The sequence below is a fragment of the Aneurinibacillus thermoaerophilus genome (assembly GCF_900099925.1).
GTDB lineage: Bacteria > Bacillota > Bacilli > Aneurinibacillales > Aneurinibacillaceae > Aneurinibacillus > Aneurinibacillus thermoaerophilus.
Genome location: NZ_FNDE01000018.1, coordinates 1 through 18,795 on the forward strand (window position 1 = coordinate 1; position 18,795 = coordinate 18,795).

At 43.7% G+C, this 18,795-nt stretch carries 14 protein-coding genes; 7 read left to right on the forward strand and 7 right to left on the reverse strand.

Annotated features, from left to right (window positions below; all coding sequences use genetic code 11):
- Nucleotides 1-176: 176 nt before the first annotated feature.
- On the reverse strand, nt 177-1,349 hold the full coding sequence (locus BLR88_RS10210) for an MGDG synthase family glycosyltransferase (RefSeq protein ID WP_091260591.1): 1,173 nt from the start codon (nt 1,347-1,349) through the stop codon (nt 177-179).
- 19 nt (nt 1,350-1,368) lie between these two features.
- Entirely contained in the window at nt 1,369-3,246 is a 1,878-nt protein-coding gene (locus tag BLR88_RS10215; protein ID WP_091260592.1) for an ATP-binding cassette domain-containing protein, read from the reverse strand.
- Nucleotides 3,247-3,428: 182 nt separating this feature from the next.
- On the opposite strand from BLR88_RS10215, the gene BLR88_RS10220 reads away from it, so the two are divergent.
- Together BLR88_RS10220 and BLR88_RS10225 are read left to right on the forward strand one after the other, a co-directional pair.
- Nucleotides 3,429-4,658 carry an O-antigen ligase family protein gene (locus tag BLR88_RS10220; RefSeq protein ID WP_091260593.1) on the forward strand — a complete coding sequence of 410 codons (1,230 nt, stop codon included), beginning with the start codon at nt 3,429-3,431 and terminating at the stop codon, nt 4,656-4,658.
- Between the two features lie 276 nt (nt 4,659-4,934).
- The gene (locus BLR88_RS10225) at nt 4,935-5,615 is read left to right on the forward strand and encodes an MOSC domain-containing protein (RefSeq protein WP_057898589.1); all 681 of its coding nucleotides are present in this window, start codon (nt 4,935-4,937) and stop codon (nt 5,613-5,615) included.
- 126 nt (nt 5,616-5,741) lie between these two features.
- Here the strand turns inward: BLR88_RS10225 and BLR88_RS10230 are convergent, their stop codons facing one another.
- Nucleotides 5,742-6,602: an MBL fold metallo-hydrolase gene (locus BLR88_RS10230; RefSeq protein ID WP_091260594.1), complete on the reverse strand. Its 861-nt coding sequence runs from the start codon at nt 6,600-6,602 to the stop codon at nt 5,742-5,744.
- Nucleotides 6,603-6,833: 231 nt separating this feature from the next.
- Here BLR88_RS10230 and BLR88_RS10235 point away from each other — a divergent pair, with 231 nt between their 5' ends.
- The 4 genes from BLR88_RS10235 to BLR88_RS10250 all read left to right on the forward strand — a co-directional run bounded on the left by BLR88_RS10235 (nt 6,834) and on the right by BLR88_RS10250 (nt 10,942).
- Nucleotides 6,834-7,418, forward strand: coding sequence for a TetR/AcrR family transcriptional regulator (locus BLR88_RS10235; RefSeq protein WP_057898587.1), 585 nt, complete (start codon nt 6,834-6,836; stop codon nt 7,416-7,418).
- A gap of 139 nt (nt 7,419-7,557) precedes the next feature.
- Complete coding sequence (locus BLR88_RS10240; RefSeq protein WP_057898586.1) at nt 7,558-8,202, forward strand: HlyD family secretion protein; 645 nt, start codon at nt 7,558-7,560, stop codon at nt 8,200-8,202.
- A 12-nt stretch (nt 8,203-8,214) separates the two neighbouring features.
- Nucleotides 8,215-9,762: a DHA2 family efflux MFS transporter permease subunit gene (locus tag BLR88_RS10245; protein WP_091260595.1), complete on the forward strand. Its 1,548-nt coding sequence runs from the start codon at nt 8,215-8,217 to the stop codon at nt 9,760-9,762.
- A 31-nt stretch (nt 9,763-9,793) separates the two neighbouring features.
- Nucleotides 9,794-10,942, forward strand: coding sequence for an HlyD family secretion protein (locus BLR88_RS10250; protein ID WP_091260596.1), 1,149 nt, complete (start codon nt 9,794-9,796; stop codon nt 10,940-10,942).
- 46 nt (nt 10,943-10,988) lie between these two features.
- On the opposite strand, the gene BLR88_RS10255 is transcribed toward BLR88_RS10250, so the two are convergent.
- The gene (locus BLR88_RS10255) at nt 10,989-11,924 is read right to left on the reverse strand and encodes an AAA family ATPase (RefSeq protein ID WP_057898583.1); all 936 of its coding nucleotides are present in this window, start codon (nt 11,922-11,924) and stop codon (nt 10,989-10,991) included.
- Between the two features lie 264 nt (nt 11,925-12,188).
- On the opposite strand from BLR88_RS10255, the gene BLR88_RS10260 reads away from it, so the two are divergent.
- Nucleotides 12,189-12,884: a CAP domain-containing protein gene (locus BLR88_RS10260; protein ID WP_091260598.1), complete on the forward strand. Its 696-nt coding sequence runs from the start codon at nt 12,189-12,191 to the stop codon at nt 12,882-12,884.
- A gap of 159 nt (nt 12,885-13,043) precedes the next feature.
- On the opposite strand, the gene BLR88_RS10265 is transcribed toward BLR88_RS10260, so the two are convergent.
- From BLR88_RS10265 to BLR88_RS10275, 3 genes are all read right to left on the reverse strand, one after another.
- On the reverse strand, nt 13,044-13,463 hold the full coding sequence (locus tag BLR88_RS10265; RefSeq protein ID WP_057898581.1) for a hypothetical protein: 420 nt from the start codon (nt 13,461-13,463) through the stop codon (nt 13,044-13,046).
- A 63-nt stretch (nt 13,464-13,526) separates the two neighbouring features.
- Nucleotides 13,527-14,960, reverse strand: coding sequence for an efflux RND transporter periplasmic adaptor subunit (locus tag BLR88_RS10270; RefSeq protein ID WP_091260599.1), 1,434 nt, complete (start codon nt 14,958-14,960; stop codon nt 13,527-13,529).
- Nucleotides 14,953-18,120 (reverse strand): efflux RND transporter permease subunit, encoded by a 3,168-nt coding sequence (locus BLR88_RS10275; protein ID WP_091260601.1) that lies wholly within the window; start codon nt 18,118-18,120, stop codon nt 14,953-14,955. Before BLR88_RS10275 ends, BLR88_RS10270 begins: the two co-directional genes overlap by 8 nt.
- Between the last annotated feature and the right edge of the window lie 675 nt (nt 18,121-18,795).

Genomic DNA, 18,795 nt, shown 5'->3' on the forward strand with positions numbered 1-18,795 from the left:
CCGGTGTAAAACCATGTGCTTGTGTTACGACAAGTTTTCCCATACATTCCGACTCCTTTGAAATTTTTATAGGAATCAGTATGGTAAAATTTTTCTAGTTAAGACATCAATTCAGATCTATATAGAAAGAAAAAGTGGCCGCTCTACAGCTATTGCATAAAAAGCGTAAAAGAAAGCTATATCTGTTTAATAGTAAGATAGGTGTCAGGACAATTACGAGCGGACCCTACCATATTGATGTTAAGAAGATCCAGCACTGACCTTGCCGTTGCCAGCGGATCGATCGTTTGCCAAAACAGCTCCATATGCTGTTCCAAAAAGGCAATATCCTGTGGACATTTTAATAGCTTATGCACCCACTCATCCACTTCCTGTTCCGCATCAATCCGCACTGCCAGCTTATGTTTCGTCAGAAATTCACAGTTATTTTCCTCATGCCCGGGAAGCGGCTGATAAATAAACATGGGAAGCTTCTTTGCCAGCGCTTCAAAACAGGTGATTCCGCCGGCCTTCGTAATCAGCCCATCCGCGGCATCCATCCACTGGCTGATACTTTCAACGAACCCAAGGATATGAATATTCGGATGATGAAAATTTTTATCTTTATACAGCGCCTGCTTCAGGCTATCATTATAGCCTGTACAAATAACGAGCTGCAGGGATTCTCGCCATTTCAAAAGAATATGGGCCAGGTGTTCAATCCCCCCGAGCCCCAATCCTCCGCCCATAATCATAACCGTTGGCATGTCCTTTATGCCGAGCGTGTGCCGTACCTCCTGCTTATTACGCTTCATACGAAAATCTGATGTAATAGGGAGCCCGGTAATCATCACTTTCTCTTTAGATATGCCCATACCAATAAGTTGGCGGTACACTTCATCACTAGATACAAGATAAAGATCGACTTCAGGCTGCACCCACACCCCATGCGCATAAAAATCCGTAATAATCGTGCACAGAGGCAATGGATATCCTAAACGCTTCAAACGGGATACCGAAGAACTGCTGAAAGGATGGGTGCAAATAATCAGATCCGGATTAACGCGGGCAAAAACGTCTTTAATCGTACGATGAAGCACTTGATAGATAAACGATTGTTTCCATCCAGAAATCGGCTGATTCTGTTTATAGTTGTATACTTTGCGCCACACAGAGGGGTACCGGGTGATCATTTTCAAATAAAATTGGTACACTAGCTTCGCAGCAAAAGGATGAAGCTCCTGCCCAAGTTCCAACACCTGCGTATGCACGGAAGGGTCCAGTAATGAAATCCCCTGCACCAGTGCTTCCGCCGCTTTCGTATGACCTGTTCCTACTGCTTCGGATAAAATAAGCACTTTCTTTTTCAAGAGAAATTCCTCCGCGATACTAATAAGTGTATCTGTCCTTTTTTAATAGCGCTATCCAAGCCATGCCATATAAAACGAAAATAAACATGATAATAATCAGCCAATTCAATGTAAAATTTCCGGAAAGCGCCGGGAGTGGCTCAGGAAGCGAACTACGACTGTTGATATTAGTAATGGTTCCACCCACCAATTCATACCCCCATTTGCTAACAGCCAAATAGAATACGCCCTTTATATAGTCCGGTTTAATATGAACAAGCGGTACGAGGGCGCCAGATAAAATAATTTGGGGAACAAGCAAAATGGGAACAAAGCTAACCGCCTTATCCGAGGTAGACACACAGGCAGATACAACAAGTCCCATCATTACACCCGCCAGTGACAAAAGAAAAAAAGCCAAAAAGTTAAGCCAGAATTCCGGCAGGGCAAGTCCATATGTAACAATCGACACAAGCAAAAATGTTTGTACCGCACAAATAATAGAAAGAACGGTGATTTTAGAAAGCAGATACGGTATGACGAGCACACTAACGTATCGCTCCCGGCGATATATATCCTGCTCCTTGACAATTTCACGCGCGGCATTTGAAGTGCCTAACCAGATTGCGGTAAACACCATCAAGGCAACTGCATTCGACATGAAGCTGCGCCGATTTTTTTCCTCCTGTATTTTCCGCTGTATCTCATCAACCTTTCCCAAACGAACGATTTGTTGGGTAATTTTCAGTTCCTGCGTCCGGTATTCACTATAACGGAACGTAGGAGCGCTATGATAAAAAGCGATGACAAGCAGGCAGGGAATAAACACAGCCTGCAACAACAAAATCATAAGATGTCTGCGATCGCGTGTAAGCAGTCGGACATAGCGTTCCGTAAGTACTCTCCACTGTTGGATAAACGATGAGACCCTCTTGACCCTCCTGTCCTGCGCTTTAACATTTACGGCTCGCCTGTCCCTTTCGCTCTTTGCTGCAAATAACTGGTTGTTTTTATGAATATGTCCATCTTTTTCAAAAAAGACAAATTGTTTATAAGCGGCTGCCCACCCATTCGGGGGATTTTCTCGTTCCATCTTTTGATAAATGTCTACAAACGAATCAACGGAAAAATACGTAAGCGCTTCAGACGGTGAACCGACAAAAGCTAACCCGCCTTCCTGCGTGAGAAAAACGATTTTATCGTACAAATGTATGTTGTACGTAGTATGGGTAGCCATAATAATTGTAGTTCCTTTCATTTTAAGCTCACACAGGACTTCCATGATATTCTTTTCCAACCCCGGATCAAGCCCGGATGTAATTTCATCAAGAAGCAAGAGAGACGGGTTGGTCATAAGCTCAACGCCAATGCTAACCCTCTTCCGCTGACCACCGCTTAAATTCCTAACAAGCATGGCCCGGTGTTTTGTCATCTTTAAGTCAGCCAGTACTTCCTCTACCCGCTGTTCCATAACAAAGAGCGGTATATCTTTATGAAATCGCAAGCGCGCGGCATACAACAGCGACTCTTCTACCGTTAAATCCAAATGCACGATATCATGCTGTGGCACATATCCAATACAAGAGCGAAATGCTTCATACTCCTCATAAAAATTCCGGCCTTTTATCCATACCATTCCTTCCGTGGCCGGAACAATTCCGGATAGCGCGTGAAGAAGTGTGCTTTTTCCCGCTCCGCTTCCACCTAAAACAGCAACCAGCTCTCCTGGATATACGGTAAAAGTAATATCGTCAAGCAACTTCTTTCGTTTCTTTTGCCGCGCCTGTGCTGTGCAAAACGTTATATGTTCAGCCTTAAGTACGGGCATTGGACAAAAATTACTCTGCTCGGATATCATCCTTTGCCCGGACGCCGTGTCCCAAGAAACTCTCGCCGTCCAGCCATGAATGCCTTCCATACTTTACCTCCTCTCTAGTATTTATTTTTTGACGTTCATTTTTTCTTTTATACCCACAACCTCTCTACGTTTATACGTTTAGATCGTAAAAAAAACGACAACAATGAAAGCAACGAAAATAAAGAACGGCATTGATTCATACAATAAAGCGACTTTATATACATACTTAAGGAGATATTGTAATGATGAACCAAACAAAGAACGAAACGCTGGAATGGGGAATGATTCTCCTTTTTTTGCTCCCTCCTTTGGGCATGGTATGGATGATCGGGATAGGACTTTATCATATATGCAACAAGCTGCTGCATAAGCAAACAATAGAAGCTCTGCATCCAACTTCCTTCTTTTTTTTAACTTTATTTTTTTCTTCGCTTGGAGCCTGTCTCCATCTTAGAGAAGGCCTATATTTTTTCATACCCGCAATGGTGCTAGGATATTTCGGGCTATACTTATATGTAAAAGAAGGAGATACTGCGCGAAAGCTAAAAAACTTTAGCCGGATAACCGTACTCGGTGGACTCTACATCGCTACCATTGGACAACTTCAATTGCAAAAAGGATATGTATACGGAGGAAGCTGGTGGCTTGGCATGCTCACCGGCCTTATGCCGCTTGGCTTAGAAGAGAAACATCGCTTGTTCGGCAGCGCCTATAACCCTAACTTTGCTTCTTTTCTTCTTCTTTTGGCACTGGCATGCCTAATATCTGGCATATTGCAAACGATCAAAGCGCGGAAAAATTGGATAAAACCTGTCCTTTTATATATAATTCTTCTTTTTCCTATCACTCTTGCAATTAACCAAACAGGTTCTCGGGTAGGAGTAGCCATCACGATGTTGCTATTTTTTTTACTTGTCTGGAAACTTTGCTGGCAGGCTGGGGGATTGCTTATGGCTATCACCAGCGCATACCTAGTATATACTGGATCATTTTCTGCTATCATTCCACGTTTTGAGAGTATCGTCCAGTCTTTTGAAACAAGACAAGTCATCTGGAAAAACAGCATCCAAGTGTGGAACAACTCCCCTTTGTTCGGAGTAACGCCTCTTGGATTTAAAGAAGCGTATGCTGTGTTTGAAAAAACAGGAATTGCGCATGCACATAATATAGTTCTTGGTTTTTTTTGTGAATACGGAATTATAGGGGGTACCTCCTTTCTGCTGCTTATCATTACATCCTTGCACAAAGTAGTCCAAGCATTCTTTTTATCGAGGCAGCATGATGCAAAAAGCGAATTGTTTTTCTTCGTTTTACCGGTGCTTCTATTAACCGGCGTGCTGGATCATCCGCTGATTTCACCGCAGACAGCGCTGCTCGCGATTATTCTACTGGGGAGCTGGGATCGGTATACGGATCATATCCTTGCACCTTCCGCCTCGTTTTCATCCACGAAAAATTTACAATCTGACTAAAATAGAAATGCGCGATAAAATCAAGCGCTGCGTCTAGACCATAGCCATACATCAACAAAAAAGACCCCACGACGATAATGAACCAGAACATCACAGAATTACAGCATAAAGAAAACGGTACCGCCTCCTTCGCCTCGCCGATTAGAACCGCAAGAATTGGCAATGGACAACAGATACATAATGTTTTATAGTTAAGTAAATAATGGAAAGCAGTGATTTCTATTATATATTCCAGTATTCCAGCGCTTGAATTCCATCGTAAGGAGATCGAGAAGTATGCCATTTGAAATTCTTTCGATCAATGTAGGAAAACCAAAAAATGTTTTCTGTGACGGGATGGAAATTACGACGGGAATTTACAAGAAACCGGTCACAACTGAGGTATTTTTGTCTACTCTGAATTTTACAGGGGACGGACAAGCTGATTTAGTACACCACGGCGGCGTTGATAAAGCGGTCTGTGTTTACCCTTATGAACACTATCCGTATTGGGAAACACAGTTGGGACAAATGCTTGAGTTTGCCGCATTCGGGGAAAATCTGACGGTTAAGGGAATGACAGAAGAAAAGGTACACATCGGTGATATTTTTCAATTGGGAGAAGCCGTCGTCCAAATCAGTCAGCCGCGACAACCCTGTTATAAGCTAGCGAAAAGATACAATATAGTAGACCTGCCGCTGAAAGTTCAACAAACCGGCTTTACTGGCTTCTATTTTCGTGTTCTTCAAAAAGGATGGGTAAATCCCGCGAGCACAATACAGCTTCTCGAACGCCATCCGGCCGGCATTACTGTCGCATTCGCCAACCAAATCATGCATCATGATAAAAAAAACAAAGAAGCCATTCGAAAACTTTTGGAAATTGATGAACTTTCTGCCAGCTGGAAAAAAACATTGCAAAAGCGCCTGAAAGGGGCCGACACCGATCCACGGAAACGCCTGACAGGAGAAAGCTGACGGCTCTACCTTATTGCATTGTTTTGGCGACTCTCAAACAAAAACGTTGAATTTGCTTCCCCCATAAAAGAAGCGGTTTGTGCAAACCGCTTCCCAAATGTTCCAAACGCACTGGCCCCTCAGACTTTATTTGTCCATTTCCCAGACTAATGTTTCCATTGCCTTACGCATATTTTCAAAGCGCAAATGCACCCGAGCGCCATGCCCTGGGAGTATCCATTCAAACCGCTCTGTAAGCAGACGTTTCATCGAGTCGCATTGTGCGCTCCACGAATACCAGCAATAATCTTTGTGCGCGTCCAGCTTGCCGGCTTCCCGATCCCACGCCAAATGATCGCCGGTAAATAAGAATTCGTTTCTGTATAAGAGTACCATATGTCCCCTCGTATGACCCGGAACAGGAATGATACGGAAGTCCTTTCCCCATTCAACTGATTCCATCCCATCAATGATATGTTCTGCATCCGGCTGGGCGCTTTGTTCCAAGCGATGAATAATCCGTTCCGCGGAAAAATGGTTCGCATATTTGTCTGCATCAGCCACATCGTCTCGGTGTGTCAAAAAAATATAACGAATTCCACCCATCTTCTCAAGCTTTCTTACAAGAAAAGGAAAATATCTAGGCGAATCAATGAGCCAGTTACCATCGGGATGAACCAAAAAATAGCTGCTACCGCCAAACGATTTACGGGACGTAAACCCGCAATAATAAATTCCGTTCGTCAAAGGCAACGGAAATAACTGTCTTGCCTCCCCTAGCCCACGTACATCCTTACTTCCGATGGCGCCCGTCGGGCAGGAAAGCAATGCGTAAAACGCTCGCTGTTTTTCCTCCTGATTCACGGGCTGGCGGGTTACAGCCGAGTAATCTCCTATTTCCGAGAACGTGTCAGGCGCCAACTGACGACATGTATCACAATTAATACAGGCGGTATTCACATAAAAATCGCCGTCCACATTCGCCTCCAGACGCCGAGGTGTATTCATTAGCACTCCCTCCTTTTTCTTAAAGTATACTAAACTTTCCAATTTTGAATGTTGATTTTATCAAAATTTCTTATTTTAGTTTTATTCCTTCATTTGAGCCTCTTACCGCAAAACGAGCGTTAAAACATCAAAAGAGTCACTCTAATACAATCCTATGTTTTCTTGACAATAAATACGAAACAGCATATAATTTTTGCAAGTAAACACTTGCATAGATAGGAAGAGATAGAAATGGATTCTAACCGTAATGATACCCGGGAAAAAATTTTACTAGCTACGATTAAACTAATGCGAAAAGAAGGAATCAAAGCGATGACGACCCGCAAAATAGCAAAAGAAGCGGGAGTCAATGAAGTAACGCTGTTTCGTCATTTCGGTAATAAAGAAGGGCTTGCGAAAGCAGCGGTTGAAAAATTCTCGTATGAATCAAGCATGTTAAAGATTTTTCAAAATGTTGAATGGGATCTGGAAAAAGACTTATATGAAATATGCAAAGCATATCAAGAACACTTAAATAAGAATCAGGATGTCATCATGATCGGGCTGAAAGAAGCAAATTCATGGCCTGGGCTTATCGAAGAAATAGCTAACATACCGCGTCAACTCAAAGTCTTGATCATTAATTACTTTAGTAAAATGCAGGAAAAAGGAAAAATAATCAATACAAATCCAGAGGCCCAAGCCATGAATTTTATGTGGGTAAACTTCGGATTTTTTCTCTCACGCGCCCAATTTGGTGAAAACGTAACCAACTTATCTCATGATGAATTTATAAAACATTGTGTTCAAATTTTTTCTAGGGGTCTGAAACCCTAGATTTTTTTAAAGGGGGTGAAAGTATGCACTTGCTTTATATAAAAATAAAAATAAATTAAAAGTAGACATTATTTATAATAAAATCACTCAATATTCTTATTTCTAAAAAGAAAGATTTTTATAAAAAAGGGTGGGGAATATGGATAAAAAGAAAGTAGCCCGCATTTTTATCGGCGGCATTATTGCAGCCGCACTAAGTGTAACAGGTTATTACATATATGAAGATTATTATTATGTAAAAACAGACGATGCGATCATAACCGGTGACATTTATAAAATTGCCCCAAAAATGACCGGAAAAATTACAAGCGTCCATGTGAAAGAAGGCAGTCATGTTAAGAAAAATGAAATCATAATGGAGCAAGAGCAAGCGAACAATATCCCGGTTGATGATGCTTTTATTCGTTCGCCCATTTCAGGCGTTATCATCCAAAAAACAGCCAAACAGGGAGAAATCGTTGGGGCCGGCGCCACGATCGCGATGGTTGTTTCAAAGAAAGATTTGTATGTAAAGGCGAACATAGAAGAGACGAAAGCAGCTGCCGTTAAAGTAGGCCAGCCGGTGGATATTACGATTGATATGTATCCGGGAACGACTTTCCACGGCAAGGTGCAGCAAATTGAAGAAGCGACCCAATCTACCTTCTCGCTTTTACCCCCTATGAATGCGGGCGGCAATTTCACGAAGGTCACACAACGTATTCCAGTGAAAATTGCCTTTACGGAAGGCCCTTATGATTTTAAGCCAGGATTAAATGCGGTTGTAAAAATTCATGTGAAATAGGATGTGCTTGCAATGCAAATTTCTTATTGGCCCGGGGTATTCGCACTTATTGTTGGAATCTTTATGTCAATTCTCGATACGAGTATCGTTAATGTTGCTCTTCCTAAGATGATGAACGTATTCGGGGTGTCAACAAGTGAAATTCAATGGGTACTAACCGCATATACAATGGCTATGGCTGCCGTCATTCCGCTGACCGGGTATTTATGCGATCGGTTCGGCATGAAACGGATGTATCTCATTTCATTTATTTTATTTACCGTGGGCTCATTATTTTGCGGCTTAGCCTGGAGCAATAACAGCATGATTGTCGCACGTATTATTCAGGCGCTCGGCGGTGGGTTGATTATGCCGGTCGGACAAGCTCTTATCTTCCATACCGTTCCAGAGGAAAAAATGGGGGCAGCCATGGGGATATTCGGCATCTCAGCGATGGTAGCACCGGCGGTTGGGCCGACACTCAGCGGGTATATTGTCGAGTATCTTGACTGGCGCATTATTTTTACTATCAATGTTCCAATTGGATTAATTGGCATTTTAATGGCGTGGACCTTCTTACAAGAAACAGAAATAAAAAAAGATAAGGTGTTTGATTTTCCTGGTTTTATTTATTCAACCGTTATGTTAACCAGCTTATTGCTTGCCGTAGCAAAAGGGGAAGAAAAAGGATGGACTTCTTTTTATATCGTATCTTTAATCATGATTTCGATTATCTGCCTCTCACTGTTTATTTATCGTCAGCTAACGGCTAGGCACCCGCTAATAAACATACGGCTTTTTACAATCCCTGATTTTACATACGGTGTAATCGTGAACAGCTTGATCATGGTCGGAATGTTTGGCGTCGTTTTTTTGCTGCCGATTTACGCGGAATCATTGCTCGGCCTTACCGCGATGAAAACAGGGATGATGATGCTTCCGCAAGTACTGGTACAAATGGTGGTAACGTTTGTTACATCCGCCATTCTCATGCGAATAATCAACGGGAAATGGCTTATTCTTGCCGGCCTCCTAATCATTTCAGTGAACGGATATTATTTAATCAGGCTGGATGACAATACAGCGTATGAGCATATTCAATTTTTGCTTATGCTGCGGGGAATCGGACTCGGATTATGCATGATGGTTTCCATGCAAGTTCCGCTGCAAGGTCTGGATAAATCACAATCCGGCGATGCTTCCGCTCTCATGAATACAACGCGCCAGGTTGCTACCTCCATTGGCGTTGCGATATTAACATCCGTATTTCAAACACAAGGTGTCCGCCATGCGGTTCATTATGCCGAAACAATAACCGGTGACAATGCGACAAGCAGTTCTTTTCTTAATAGCTTGCAACAGATGTATATAGCACAAGGTATGGGAAATGAGGCAGCGTACGCTTCCGCAATAAACTCGCTTACAGGTTTGGTAAAAAAATATGCGACCATTCACGCACTGGATGATGCCATTCTTGTGACTACATTCTTCATAATATCGGCCATTCCTATGACTCTATTGCTTAAGGGAAAACAAGGTATGGCTAAAAATGAAAAAACGAATACCATTGCGGAAATGTAATTTCAAATCAAAATAATAGGTGGGAAAACGCATGAATAAGCGTACATTTTTAATCATTAGCATAATAATGAGTGTTGGACTTGCCGGATGCAGTAAAGCGAAGCCTGCGAACCTCGCTTTAACAGGCAGCCAAGCGAGTGCAAGCAATGCGACAAATCAAAGGGACGTCATGACATATTCCGGGAAAATGACAGGAGTTGTGGAAACAAATATTTTCGCCAAAACACCTGGCCGAATTGCAAGTGTGCAAAAAGATGTCGGGGAGCAGGTAAATGTGGGCGATGTACTCGTAACGCTTGAAACGACAGATTTGCAGGCACAATTAGCGAGTGCCAAGGCAGATTTGGCGCTTGCTGAAGCGAAATATAACGAAATAAAACGCGGAACCCGTGAAGAAGATATCCGCTCCTCAGAGGCTGCGTATCAACAAGCGTATCAAAAATATTTAGATGTAAAAAAAGGAAAACGTCCACAGGAAATAGCAAAACTAAACGCTACGCTCAATGAAGCAAAACAAGCGTATGATCTAGCAAAAGTGAAATATGATCGTGTAAAGGCTCTATATGAGCAAGGTGCGACATCGAAGCAATCGTTAGATGATGCGGAGATAGCACTCCGACAAGCTGAGACGAAATATTTCAATGCCAAAAACGAACTGTCGCTAGCGCTCGAAGGGCCAACGGAAGAAACGCTGAACGCGCTTAAAGCCAACGTAGACCAGACGAAAGCTATGCTTGATAAAGCGAAAAATGGGCCTACGAAAGAAGCAATCGAACAAAACGCTGCAAGTGTTGCCAAAGCGCGAGCGCTCGTCCAACTTCATGAGTACAACTTACAGAATGGAGTCATCAAAAGTCCGATTAAAGGATTTGTAGCTACTAAAAACGCCAATGCCGGAGAAATGGCCAATCCTTCAGCACCACTTATGACGATTGTCAATCTGGATCGCGTGTATCTGGTAGTAAGCGTACCGGAAAAAGATTTAAAATACATGAAAATAGGGAATGAAGTGAACGTAAATGTGGAGGCAATCGGAAAGACGATGAAAGGTAAAGTGAGTATGATCAGTCCCAAAGCCGACCCCGGTACAGATAAATTTACAGTTAAAATCATACTGAATAATGCAAGCCATGAATTACGTGCCGGCATGACAGGGATTGTTATCATTTCAAAATCATAAGAAAAATAGGCTGGCGCCAAATGCAGGCGGCAGCCTTTCTTTTTGCTTATTCTTTTTCAAAATCTTCCGCTCTAAGTTCCATTAAAATATCCCGATTCACCTGATGTTCCGCATGTCCAGTGACGATTCGGATGGCCTGCTGGCGAATCGCCTTTTCAATCATGTTGCGTACGCAGCGGGCATTGCTAAAGTGTTCTTTCTCATTTTCCTGCTCGCGCATTAACTGTTTGCGGACAAGATAACGCGCCTCGGACGATAAATAATACGCCTGCTCTTTGCACATTGCATCCGCGATTTCCAGCAATTGTTGAATCGTATAGTCTGGAAAATCAAGCTTAATCGGAAAACGGGATGGCAGGCCGGGATTGGACGCGAGAAATGCGTCCATTTCTTCGTTATATCCTGCGAGAATGACAATTAACTGCTTGCGGTCATCTTCCAAACTTTTAATCAATGTATCAATGCATTCTTTTCCGAAGTCTTTTTCTCCGCCCCGTACCAGCGAATACGCCTCATCAATAAATAAAACGCCTCCCAGCGCTTTCTTAATAATATCGCGCGTCTTGGACGCGGTATGTCCGATATATTCTCCAACCAAATCAGCCCGTTCCACTTCCACCAGATGACCTTTTTCCAGAATGCCTATATCTTTGAACAGCTTTCCCAAAATCCGGGCCACTGTCGTTTTACCTGTTCCCGGGTTTCCACGAAATACCATATGAAACATATGCGGTGCATTATAAAGCCCCTGCTCTTCCCGCAGTTTGCGTATCGTTAAAAATGCGTAAATTTCATAAACAAGCTTCTTCACATCATCCAATCCAACGAGGTTTTCCAGCTCTTTTAACGCCCCGGATTCCCGCTCCAGCGATTTCTCCATACGCGAACTAATAATTTGTTCGCGGCTTGGTGGCCTGGAAATATCGTTTTGAAACACTACTTTAATCTGGTTGCCTGTCGTAGTCTGACCCGTCGCCTTCATTCTCTCACCCCGAATCGCTTCAGCGCTCGTTCTTTTATGTGTTCGCCCGATTGTGTGGTACGCGGCAGCTTCGTTTGGGCGAGACGGTTTTCGTTTTTGCTGTTTATATTACTGTATGTGTCGGATTAACAAATTAGGATTTCGACAAAAGTTTTTTTCTATTTCCTCTAGATGAAAACATTACCAACAACTTTTATCGGAATTATATGTTACGATATAAAAGGCTGCGGCATTTCTAAACTTTTTATTAATAGGAGTGATGACATGAAAAAGATTATTGCAGCATCCGTATTATGTACATCTTTGCTTGGATTTAACCTGCCTGTTACAGAGGCGGCAAACACATGCCCTGCGCCAAAAATTGTAAAAATATTCCCGCAAAATTATAATGCGACCCAAACAGACTTACAGCAGTTGATTAACCAGTATTTCAAGCAATATCAGCAAACAAAACCTGCCGCACCAGCACAACAAGTCCAAGAGCCGGCCAAACAACCAACACAAACGATAACGAAACCTGCACAAAATACGGCTCCCGCTCAAGCTCAAGCACCTGTGACCAATACTACAACCCAAGGATTGACAGCAGATGAAAAACAGATGCTTGACCTTGTTAATCAGGAACGCGCAAAACAGGGCATTACCCCGCTAAAAATTAACATGGAACTGCAAAAGCTGGCCCGCCTGAAAGCAAAAGATATGATCGAGAACAACTATTTCAGCCATCAATCCCCGACATATGGTTCCCCGTTTGACATGATGAACCGTTTCGGTGTGACATACCGCACCGCGGGTGAAAATATTGCAGGGAATTCTTCCGTACAGGGCGCGCATACGTCCCTGATGAATTCTCCGGGACACCGCAAAAATATTTTGAACCCGTCCTTTACGGAAGTCGGTATCGGTATTGTCGATGGTGGTCCGTACGGCAAGATGTTCGTGCAAATGTTTAAAGGATAAATATGAAGAAAAAAGGGGTGTCCCATCACTTTTGGGACACCCCTTTTTATTACCATTTACAATCAATCAACCTTTGAGACAGCCTTTATCCTGTCTATAATGTGATCTTTTGTGCTTATCTCTTCTTTAAAAAAGAGAAAGGAAGATGCATCCTTTCTCTTAAGAAGTTTGAGATTGCTTAATAGTAATTGTAAATGTGATTTTTGTATTTGGATACGGATTTCCGTTGTTCCGCACCAGTTCAACTTCAAATGTATGCGCTCCTGGAGTGAGGTTGCCGACTTTAAAGTTATTTGCATACACCCGGCTCAACTTGCCGTCGACCCGCACATGCACATGCCCCTCACCATAGCGCAGTTCAGTTGCTCCCTCCGGCACGTACATAAAATTACGTGTCAAAAACGTCAAATACACGGTATTGCCTTCAATAGAATGCGACACCGCAAGCGAAGGGGATTGCGCGAGAACTTCCCGGCTTTCTTCCGGCTGTTCAGGCAACGCTTTGGGCATTTGCCCCTGACAACCAGCAAACATAAAAGCCAGCGCAATCATCAAACCGCACATTATCGTTTTGTTCATCTCTTATCCTCCTATGAAGGGTTCTCTTTCACAGGATGGACAGGAGAACGAATTTCTAAACGATTATTTGACCGAGATTTTTACATCATCGCTAATCAATGTCTGTCCTTTCACAATCACTTTTTCACCCGCGTTTATGCCAGTAACAAGAGCGCGCTCGCTGTTCTGTTCAACAACGGTAATCGGTTTGCGCACAGGCTTGTCCCCCTGTGCAATATACACATACGGTTTGTTGTCTTCTCTTAAAATCGCATTCGTTGGAATCACGATACCTTTCTTCGCATTTGGCGAAGCTACATTCACCTGAATTACCATGCCGCCCTTAATTTTGCCATCCGGATTCGGTACTTCAACCGTCACTGGATAACCTTTAGATTGCTGGTTAAGCGGACTGATGGTCGTTACCTTTCCGTTCTTATTCAGCTTAAGCGACGGAATTTCGATATCAACCGTCTGGTTCACAGCGAAAAGACTAATCAGATTTTCCGGTACGTTGATTACCACTTTCATCGGATCCAGATTTGCCAATACGATAAACGGGTTTTGGGGGGATGCAAAATCGCCCACTTCTCCGTTAATCGCACCAATCGTACCTGAAATCGGAGCGGTTACCACTGCATTTGCTAGTTTATCACGGGCGATTTGCAAATTTACTTCCGCTTGCCTCAACTGCTGACGGGCCACTTCTATATTCTCTCCGCCCTTCGCGTTTTTTACTTGTTTCTGTGCAGTCTGCAAGGATGCAAGCGCGTTTTTGCGGGATTCTTCCGCGCTGCGCTTGCTCTCTTCCGCATTCTTTAACGCGACGCTTGCCTTCTTTTTAGCAATCTGCGCTTCCTGTAGGGCGATTTCTGCATTTTTCAACTGTGTTTGTGCCTTCTCTAATTCTTGTTTTGTCACAGCACCCTGACTAAACAGCATTTGCATGCGATCCGCATTCGTCTTCGCGTCATTATATCCTTGCTGGGCGCGAGCGATCTCAACATCCGCCTGCTGGAGACCATTTTGCGCGTTGACGATGCTGTTTTTGGCCTGTTCATACGCACTATTCGCCTGTGAGAGGCTACTATTGGCCTGATTCACTCCATTTTGTGCTGAATCAATCCCGTTTCTCGTCTGCGCTTCCATTTGAGCGAGTGATGCGCGGGAAAGTGCCACGCTCTGCTGCTCTTGCTCAACCGAATAACGTAGGTCTGTGTCATCAAGCCGGAACAAGATATCGCCCGCCTTTACCTTTTGCCCTACTTTTACCGGAATGGATACGACTTTCGCGCTTACTTTTGGCACAATATTGACCTGTTGCGACGGTTGGCTTGTGCCGGTCAATTCCCGGCCTTTATCCAATGAACCCATTACAGCAGACACCACTTCGACCGGAACTACCTTCGCCTGAACAGGGGCAGCGGCTTCTTGGCTCCCACCTGCCCCACAGCCCGCCACAAGGACACTACTTACTACCAGGCTGGCCATGGTCATTCCTAACACTATCTTACGCATTGAACGCTTCTCCTCCTGTTCCTTTCTCTCTCCGCTGTCTTCTCTTTTCCCGGCGTTCCCTTCTACGACGCTTCCGCTTTTGAATCATATCATCAAACAAGGTATACACAACCGGAATCAGAACGAGTGTAACCAATGTGGAGAATGTAAGACCAAATGTGACAACAATCGCGAGTGGCGCATAGCCTTCAGCCCCTTCCCCACTACCAAACGCCAGCGGAAGAATCGCTAACACAGTCGCAAGGGTCGTCATGACAATCGGGCGCAAGCGAACCGGGCCAGCTACAAGGATCGCCTCATCCCGTTGCATTCCTTCTTTACGCAACGTATTGACATAGTCAATGAGAACGATCGCGTTGTTTACCACAATCCCGATCAGCAAGATATAGCCCATCAAGGCCATAACACCAAGATTCTCACCTGTTACAAGAAGACCAACTACTACTCCGATAAAAGTAGGCGGAATCGAAAACATAATCACAAACGGATAGAATAATGATTCAAACTGGCTGGCCATTACCATGTACACAAGGACAATGGACAGCAGAATCGCCAGGCTTAAGCTGCTAAACGCATCGGCCATATCTTCCGCCTGCCCTCCGGTTGTAACATGATATCCTTCCGGGAGCTTCAAGTCTTTTAGTTTCGCGTTGATATCCTTGATAACAGAACCTAAATCACGGCCTGCAATATCGCCAGTGACCTTCACTTGGCGCGTTTGATTGGAACGCGTAATCTTCTGCGGCACACTTTCCTTTGTAATCGTGGCAACTTGTCCGACGGAAACCCGCGCCCCGGAAGGTGTGGAAAGCATAAGGCTATCAATATGATTCATTTCATCCCTGAAATGAGACGGAAACTGAACACGTACATCAATTTCATCATCGCCGGTACGGTATTTCGTAGCTACCTCACCGTCAAAAGCCGTGCGAACGGCCGAGAGCACTTGCCCGGTTGTAATCCCGTACTGGGAAGCAATATTGCTATCCACTTTTATCTGAATTTCATCATTTACGCTGTCAAGGGAGGAAACAACATTTCGCGTCCCTTCTATCCCCTTCACCAACTCAACAACCGTGTCGCTTAAATCTCTTAATGTATCCAGATCATCCCCGCTCACCGCGATATCGATCGGACTTCCTGTTCCGCCGCCGCCACCCGGATCGGTCGCTTGTACAGTAATATCGGCGCCGGGAATGCCTTTCACACGATCGCGTATTTCTTCAATAACCTCATCGGTTGATCTTGTTCTTTGCTCTTTCGGCACAAGCTTAAGCTCAACCGAACCGGTATTGGATGAAGACGATGCAGAAGCCGGACCTCCTGAACCGACAGAAGTATAAATCAACTGCTTCTCCGGCACACTTGCAGCAATTTTTTCGATCTTCTTCAAAATATTTTCCGTCTCTTCCAAGCGGGAGCCAGGCGGCAATTTTACATTAACCGTCAAGCTTCCTTCATCAAAAGAAGGCAAAAATTCCTTTCCGACAAGCGGTGTCACAAAGATACCTATCGAAACAACAAGAGCGACAATCGTCCCAAAAATAACCGTTTTCCGATGCCCTAATGCCCAACGAATCAATCTTCCATAAGCCTGGCTCAGCCGATAAAATCCTTTCTGGAATAACACCATCGGCGATTTGCTTGATGAATGTATGTAATCTTCCGGCTCCTTTGGCATCTCGGTCAATAATTTCGACGACATCATCGGCACAAGCGTAATGGCTGCGAATAGCGCGGCGATGTGCGAGAATACCACCGTTAAGGCTAAGGGACCAAATAGCATCTTTGGCAGTCCCTCAACAAATACAATCGGAAGAAATACGCAAATTTGCGCCAGCGCAGACGCCATAACCGCCGTACCGACTTCTTTTGTACCAATAATGGCAGCCAAATCAGGCTTAAGCCCCTGTTGACGCTTGCGGTAAACACTCTCAATGACAACTACCGCAAAGTCCACCAACGAGCCGAGCCCAAGCAATAAACCACTAAGAGAAATAAGGTTGATCGTCTGCCCGGTAAAGTACATAAGTGAGAACGTTGCAATAACAGATATCGGAATAACAATGGCAATGACAAGCGTAGAACGAAAGCTGTTTAAAAATAGGAACAAGATAACAATGGCAAAGATACTGCCCTCTATTCCGTGGCCAGCTACTGTATTAATCGAGTCTTTAATAAAGACTGAAGTATCAAGAATGGTTTCAATTTTAACCCCTTTCGGCAGAAGCGGCCGAATCTTATCCAGTTCTTTCTGCACAAGATCCGCAGTCTTTACCGTATTCGCACCCGTTGCTTTCATTACCTGAAGCCCAATGCTTGGTTGCCCGTTCACCATACTTTTTTGGCTAACCTTCTTATAACCATCTGTGACGGTCGCAATGTCAGCAAGTTGAATGACTCCTCCGCCTGCACTCTGTGGAAGATAAATAGGCGTTTGCGCAATATCTTCAGGACTGTTAAATTCACCGGTGACTTTGAGATTAATATCTTTGTCACCTTCGATTACGTTACCAGCGGTTCCGGATAAATTACGGGCAGAAAGTGCCTGATTGATCTGATCAATGGTCAAACCATATGCATCCATCATATCCGGATTAAGTATAACCTGGATCTCACGTTCTTTTGCACCGCTTATTGTAAGCGAAGCAACACCCTCGACCCGCTCGATTCGTGACTTAATCACATCTTCGGCAATTTTATTTAGTTCAACAACATCCATAGGACCAGACATAGCCAACGTGATAATCGGCGCGCTGTTCGGGTCCATCTTCAGCACACGTGGGGAACCTGCATCTTTCGGTAACACACCACGCACAGAATCGATTTTTTCACGGACATCCAATGCTGCCTGATCCATATCCGTTCCCCAGTTAAACTGGATAATCACAAGCGAAGCACCGTTCGATGACTGTGATTCAACCTTTTTTACATTACTAACAGTTCCAACCGCCTCTTCTATTGGCTTAGTCACCAGTTTCTCGACTTCCGCCGGCGCTGCCCCTTCATCGCTTGTTACAACCGCAAGAACCGGTACCTTTAGTTCAGGATATAAATCAACTTTAAGCATTGGTAAGGAAATCACGCCAAATATCACAAGGGCGACGATAAGCATCGCAATAGTGACCGGTCTTTTTACGGAAAAGTCCGCAATCTTCACTCCTATCTCTCCTTTTGCATTTCTTAAGCTATATAAACATTGCGCTAACGTTTTAACACATAAAGTCTTCTTACACTTCTCAAGCGAGGCTTCTCGCCTAGAAATCAGCTTTTTGATTGAATGATGAACAGGCAAATGTCCCATTGCACGAGGTCATGCAATGCATGTCCATCAATATACATCCCTCTTGATATTTTGGCTTTCATCTTTCGTCTCCACAGTTTTTCCCTTGAACTACAAAAGGATGCCAATCTATCAAATCAGATGTATATACACACTCACAAAAACCGATCACCTATTCGCGAGCCCTCTCTTCTACAAGAAGCGCTGAAACAAAACATGCAACATACCTGATCTGTTCAAATGTTAAAACGATAAAGTAAATGTATATAGTGCTTAGAAGACGCATGTACTTAATAAAGATATACGGGCAAAAACAGTAGGTAGTTTCACCCCCATATTTTTTGTCAAAACCCATGAACACATGTTCATTTTAAACGATCATACTAAAAAATCAAGCGAAAATTTTGTAAATGACTATGACTTTCGCCCTCTTTTGAGAGATAAAAATCATTTTGCATGAAAATTCTCTTGTGGAATTGCAGGGGTAACTCTTTCCCGATTCTTTAGATTACGGAAAACGCACTATATAACAAACGTAAGTTCCTTTATAAT

Bases quoted from the DNA above. Each gene is read 5' to 3' on its own strand.
- BLR88_RS10215 (WP_091260592.1), bottom strand. From the start codon at position 3,246: ATGGAAGGCATTCATGGCTGGACGGCGAGAGTTTCTTGGGACACGGCG.
- BLR88_RS10220 (WP_091260593.1), top strand. From the start codon at position 3,429: ATGATGAACCAAACAAAGAACGAAACGCTGGAATGGGGAATGATTCTC.
- BLR88_RS10225 (WP_057898589.1), top strand. From the start codon at position 4,935: ATGCCATTTGAAATTCTTTCGATCAATGTAGGAAAACCAAAAAATGTT.
- BLR88_RS10230 (WP_091260594.1), bottom strand. From the start codon at position 6,602: ATGAATACACCTCGGCGTCTGGAGGCGAATGTGGACGGCGATTTTTAT.
- BLR88_RS10235 (WP_057898587.1), top strand. From the start codon at position 6,834: ATGGATTCTAACCGTAATGATACCCGGGAAAAAATTTTACTAGCTACG.
- BLR88_RS10240 (WP_057898586.1), top strand. From the start codon at position 7,558: ATGGATAAAAAGAAAGTAGCCCGCATTTTTATCGGCGGCATTATTGCA.
- BLR88_RS10245 (WP_091260595.1), top strand. From the start codon at position 8,215: ATGCAAATTTCTTATTGGCCCGGGGTATTCGCACTTATTGTTGGAATC.
- BLR88_RS10250 (WP_091260596.1), top strand. From the start codon at position 9,794: ATGAATAAGCGTACATTTTTAATCATTAGCATAATAATGAGTGTTGGA.
- BLR88_RS10255 (WP_057898583.1), bottom strand. From the start codon at position 11,924: ATGAAGGCGACGGGTCAGACTACGACAGGCAACCAGATTAAAGTAGTG.
- BLR88_RS10260 (WP_091260598.1), top strand. From the start codon at position 12,189: ATGAAAAAGATTATTGCAGCATCCGTATTATGTACATCTTTGCTTGGA.
- BLR88_RS10265 (WP_057898581.1), bottom strand. From the start codon at position 13,463: ATGAACAAAACGATAATGTGCGGTTTGATGATTGCGCTGGCTTTTATG.
- BLR88_RS10270 (WP_091260599.1), bottom strand. From the start codon at position 14,960: ATGCGTAAGATAGTGTTAGGAATGACCATGGCCAGCCTGGTAGTAAGT.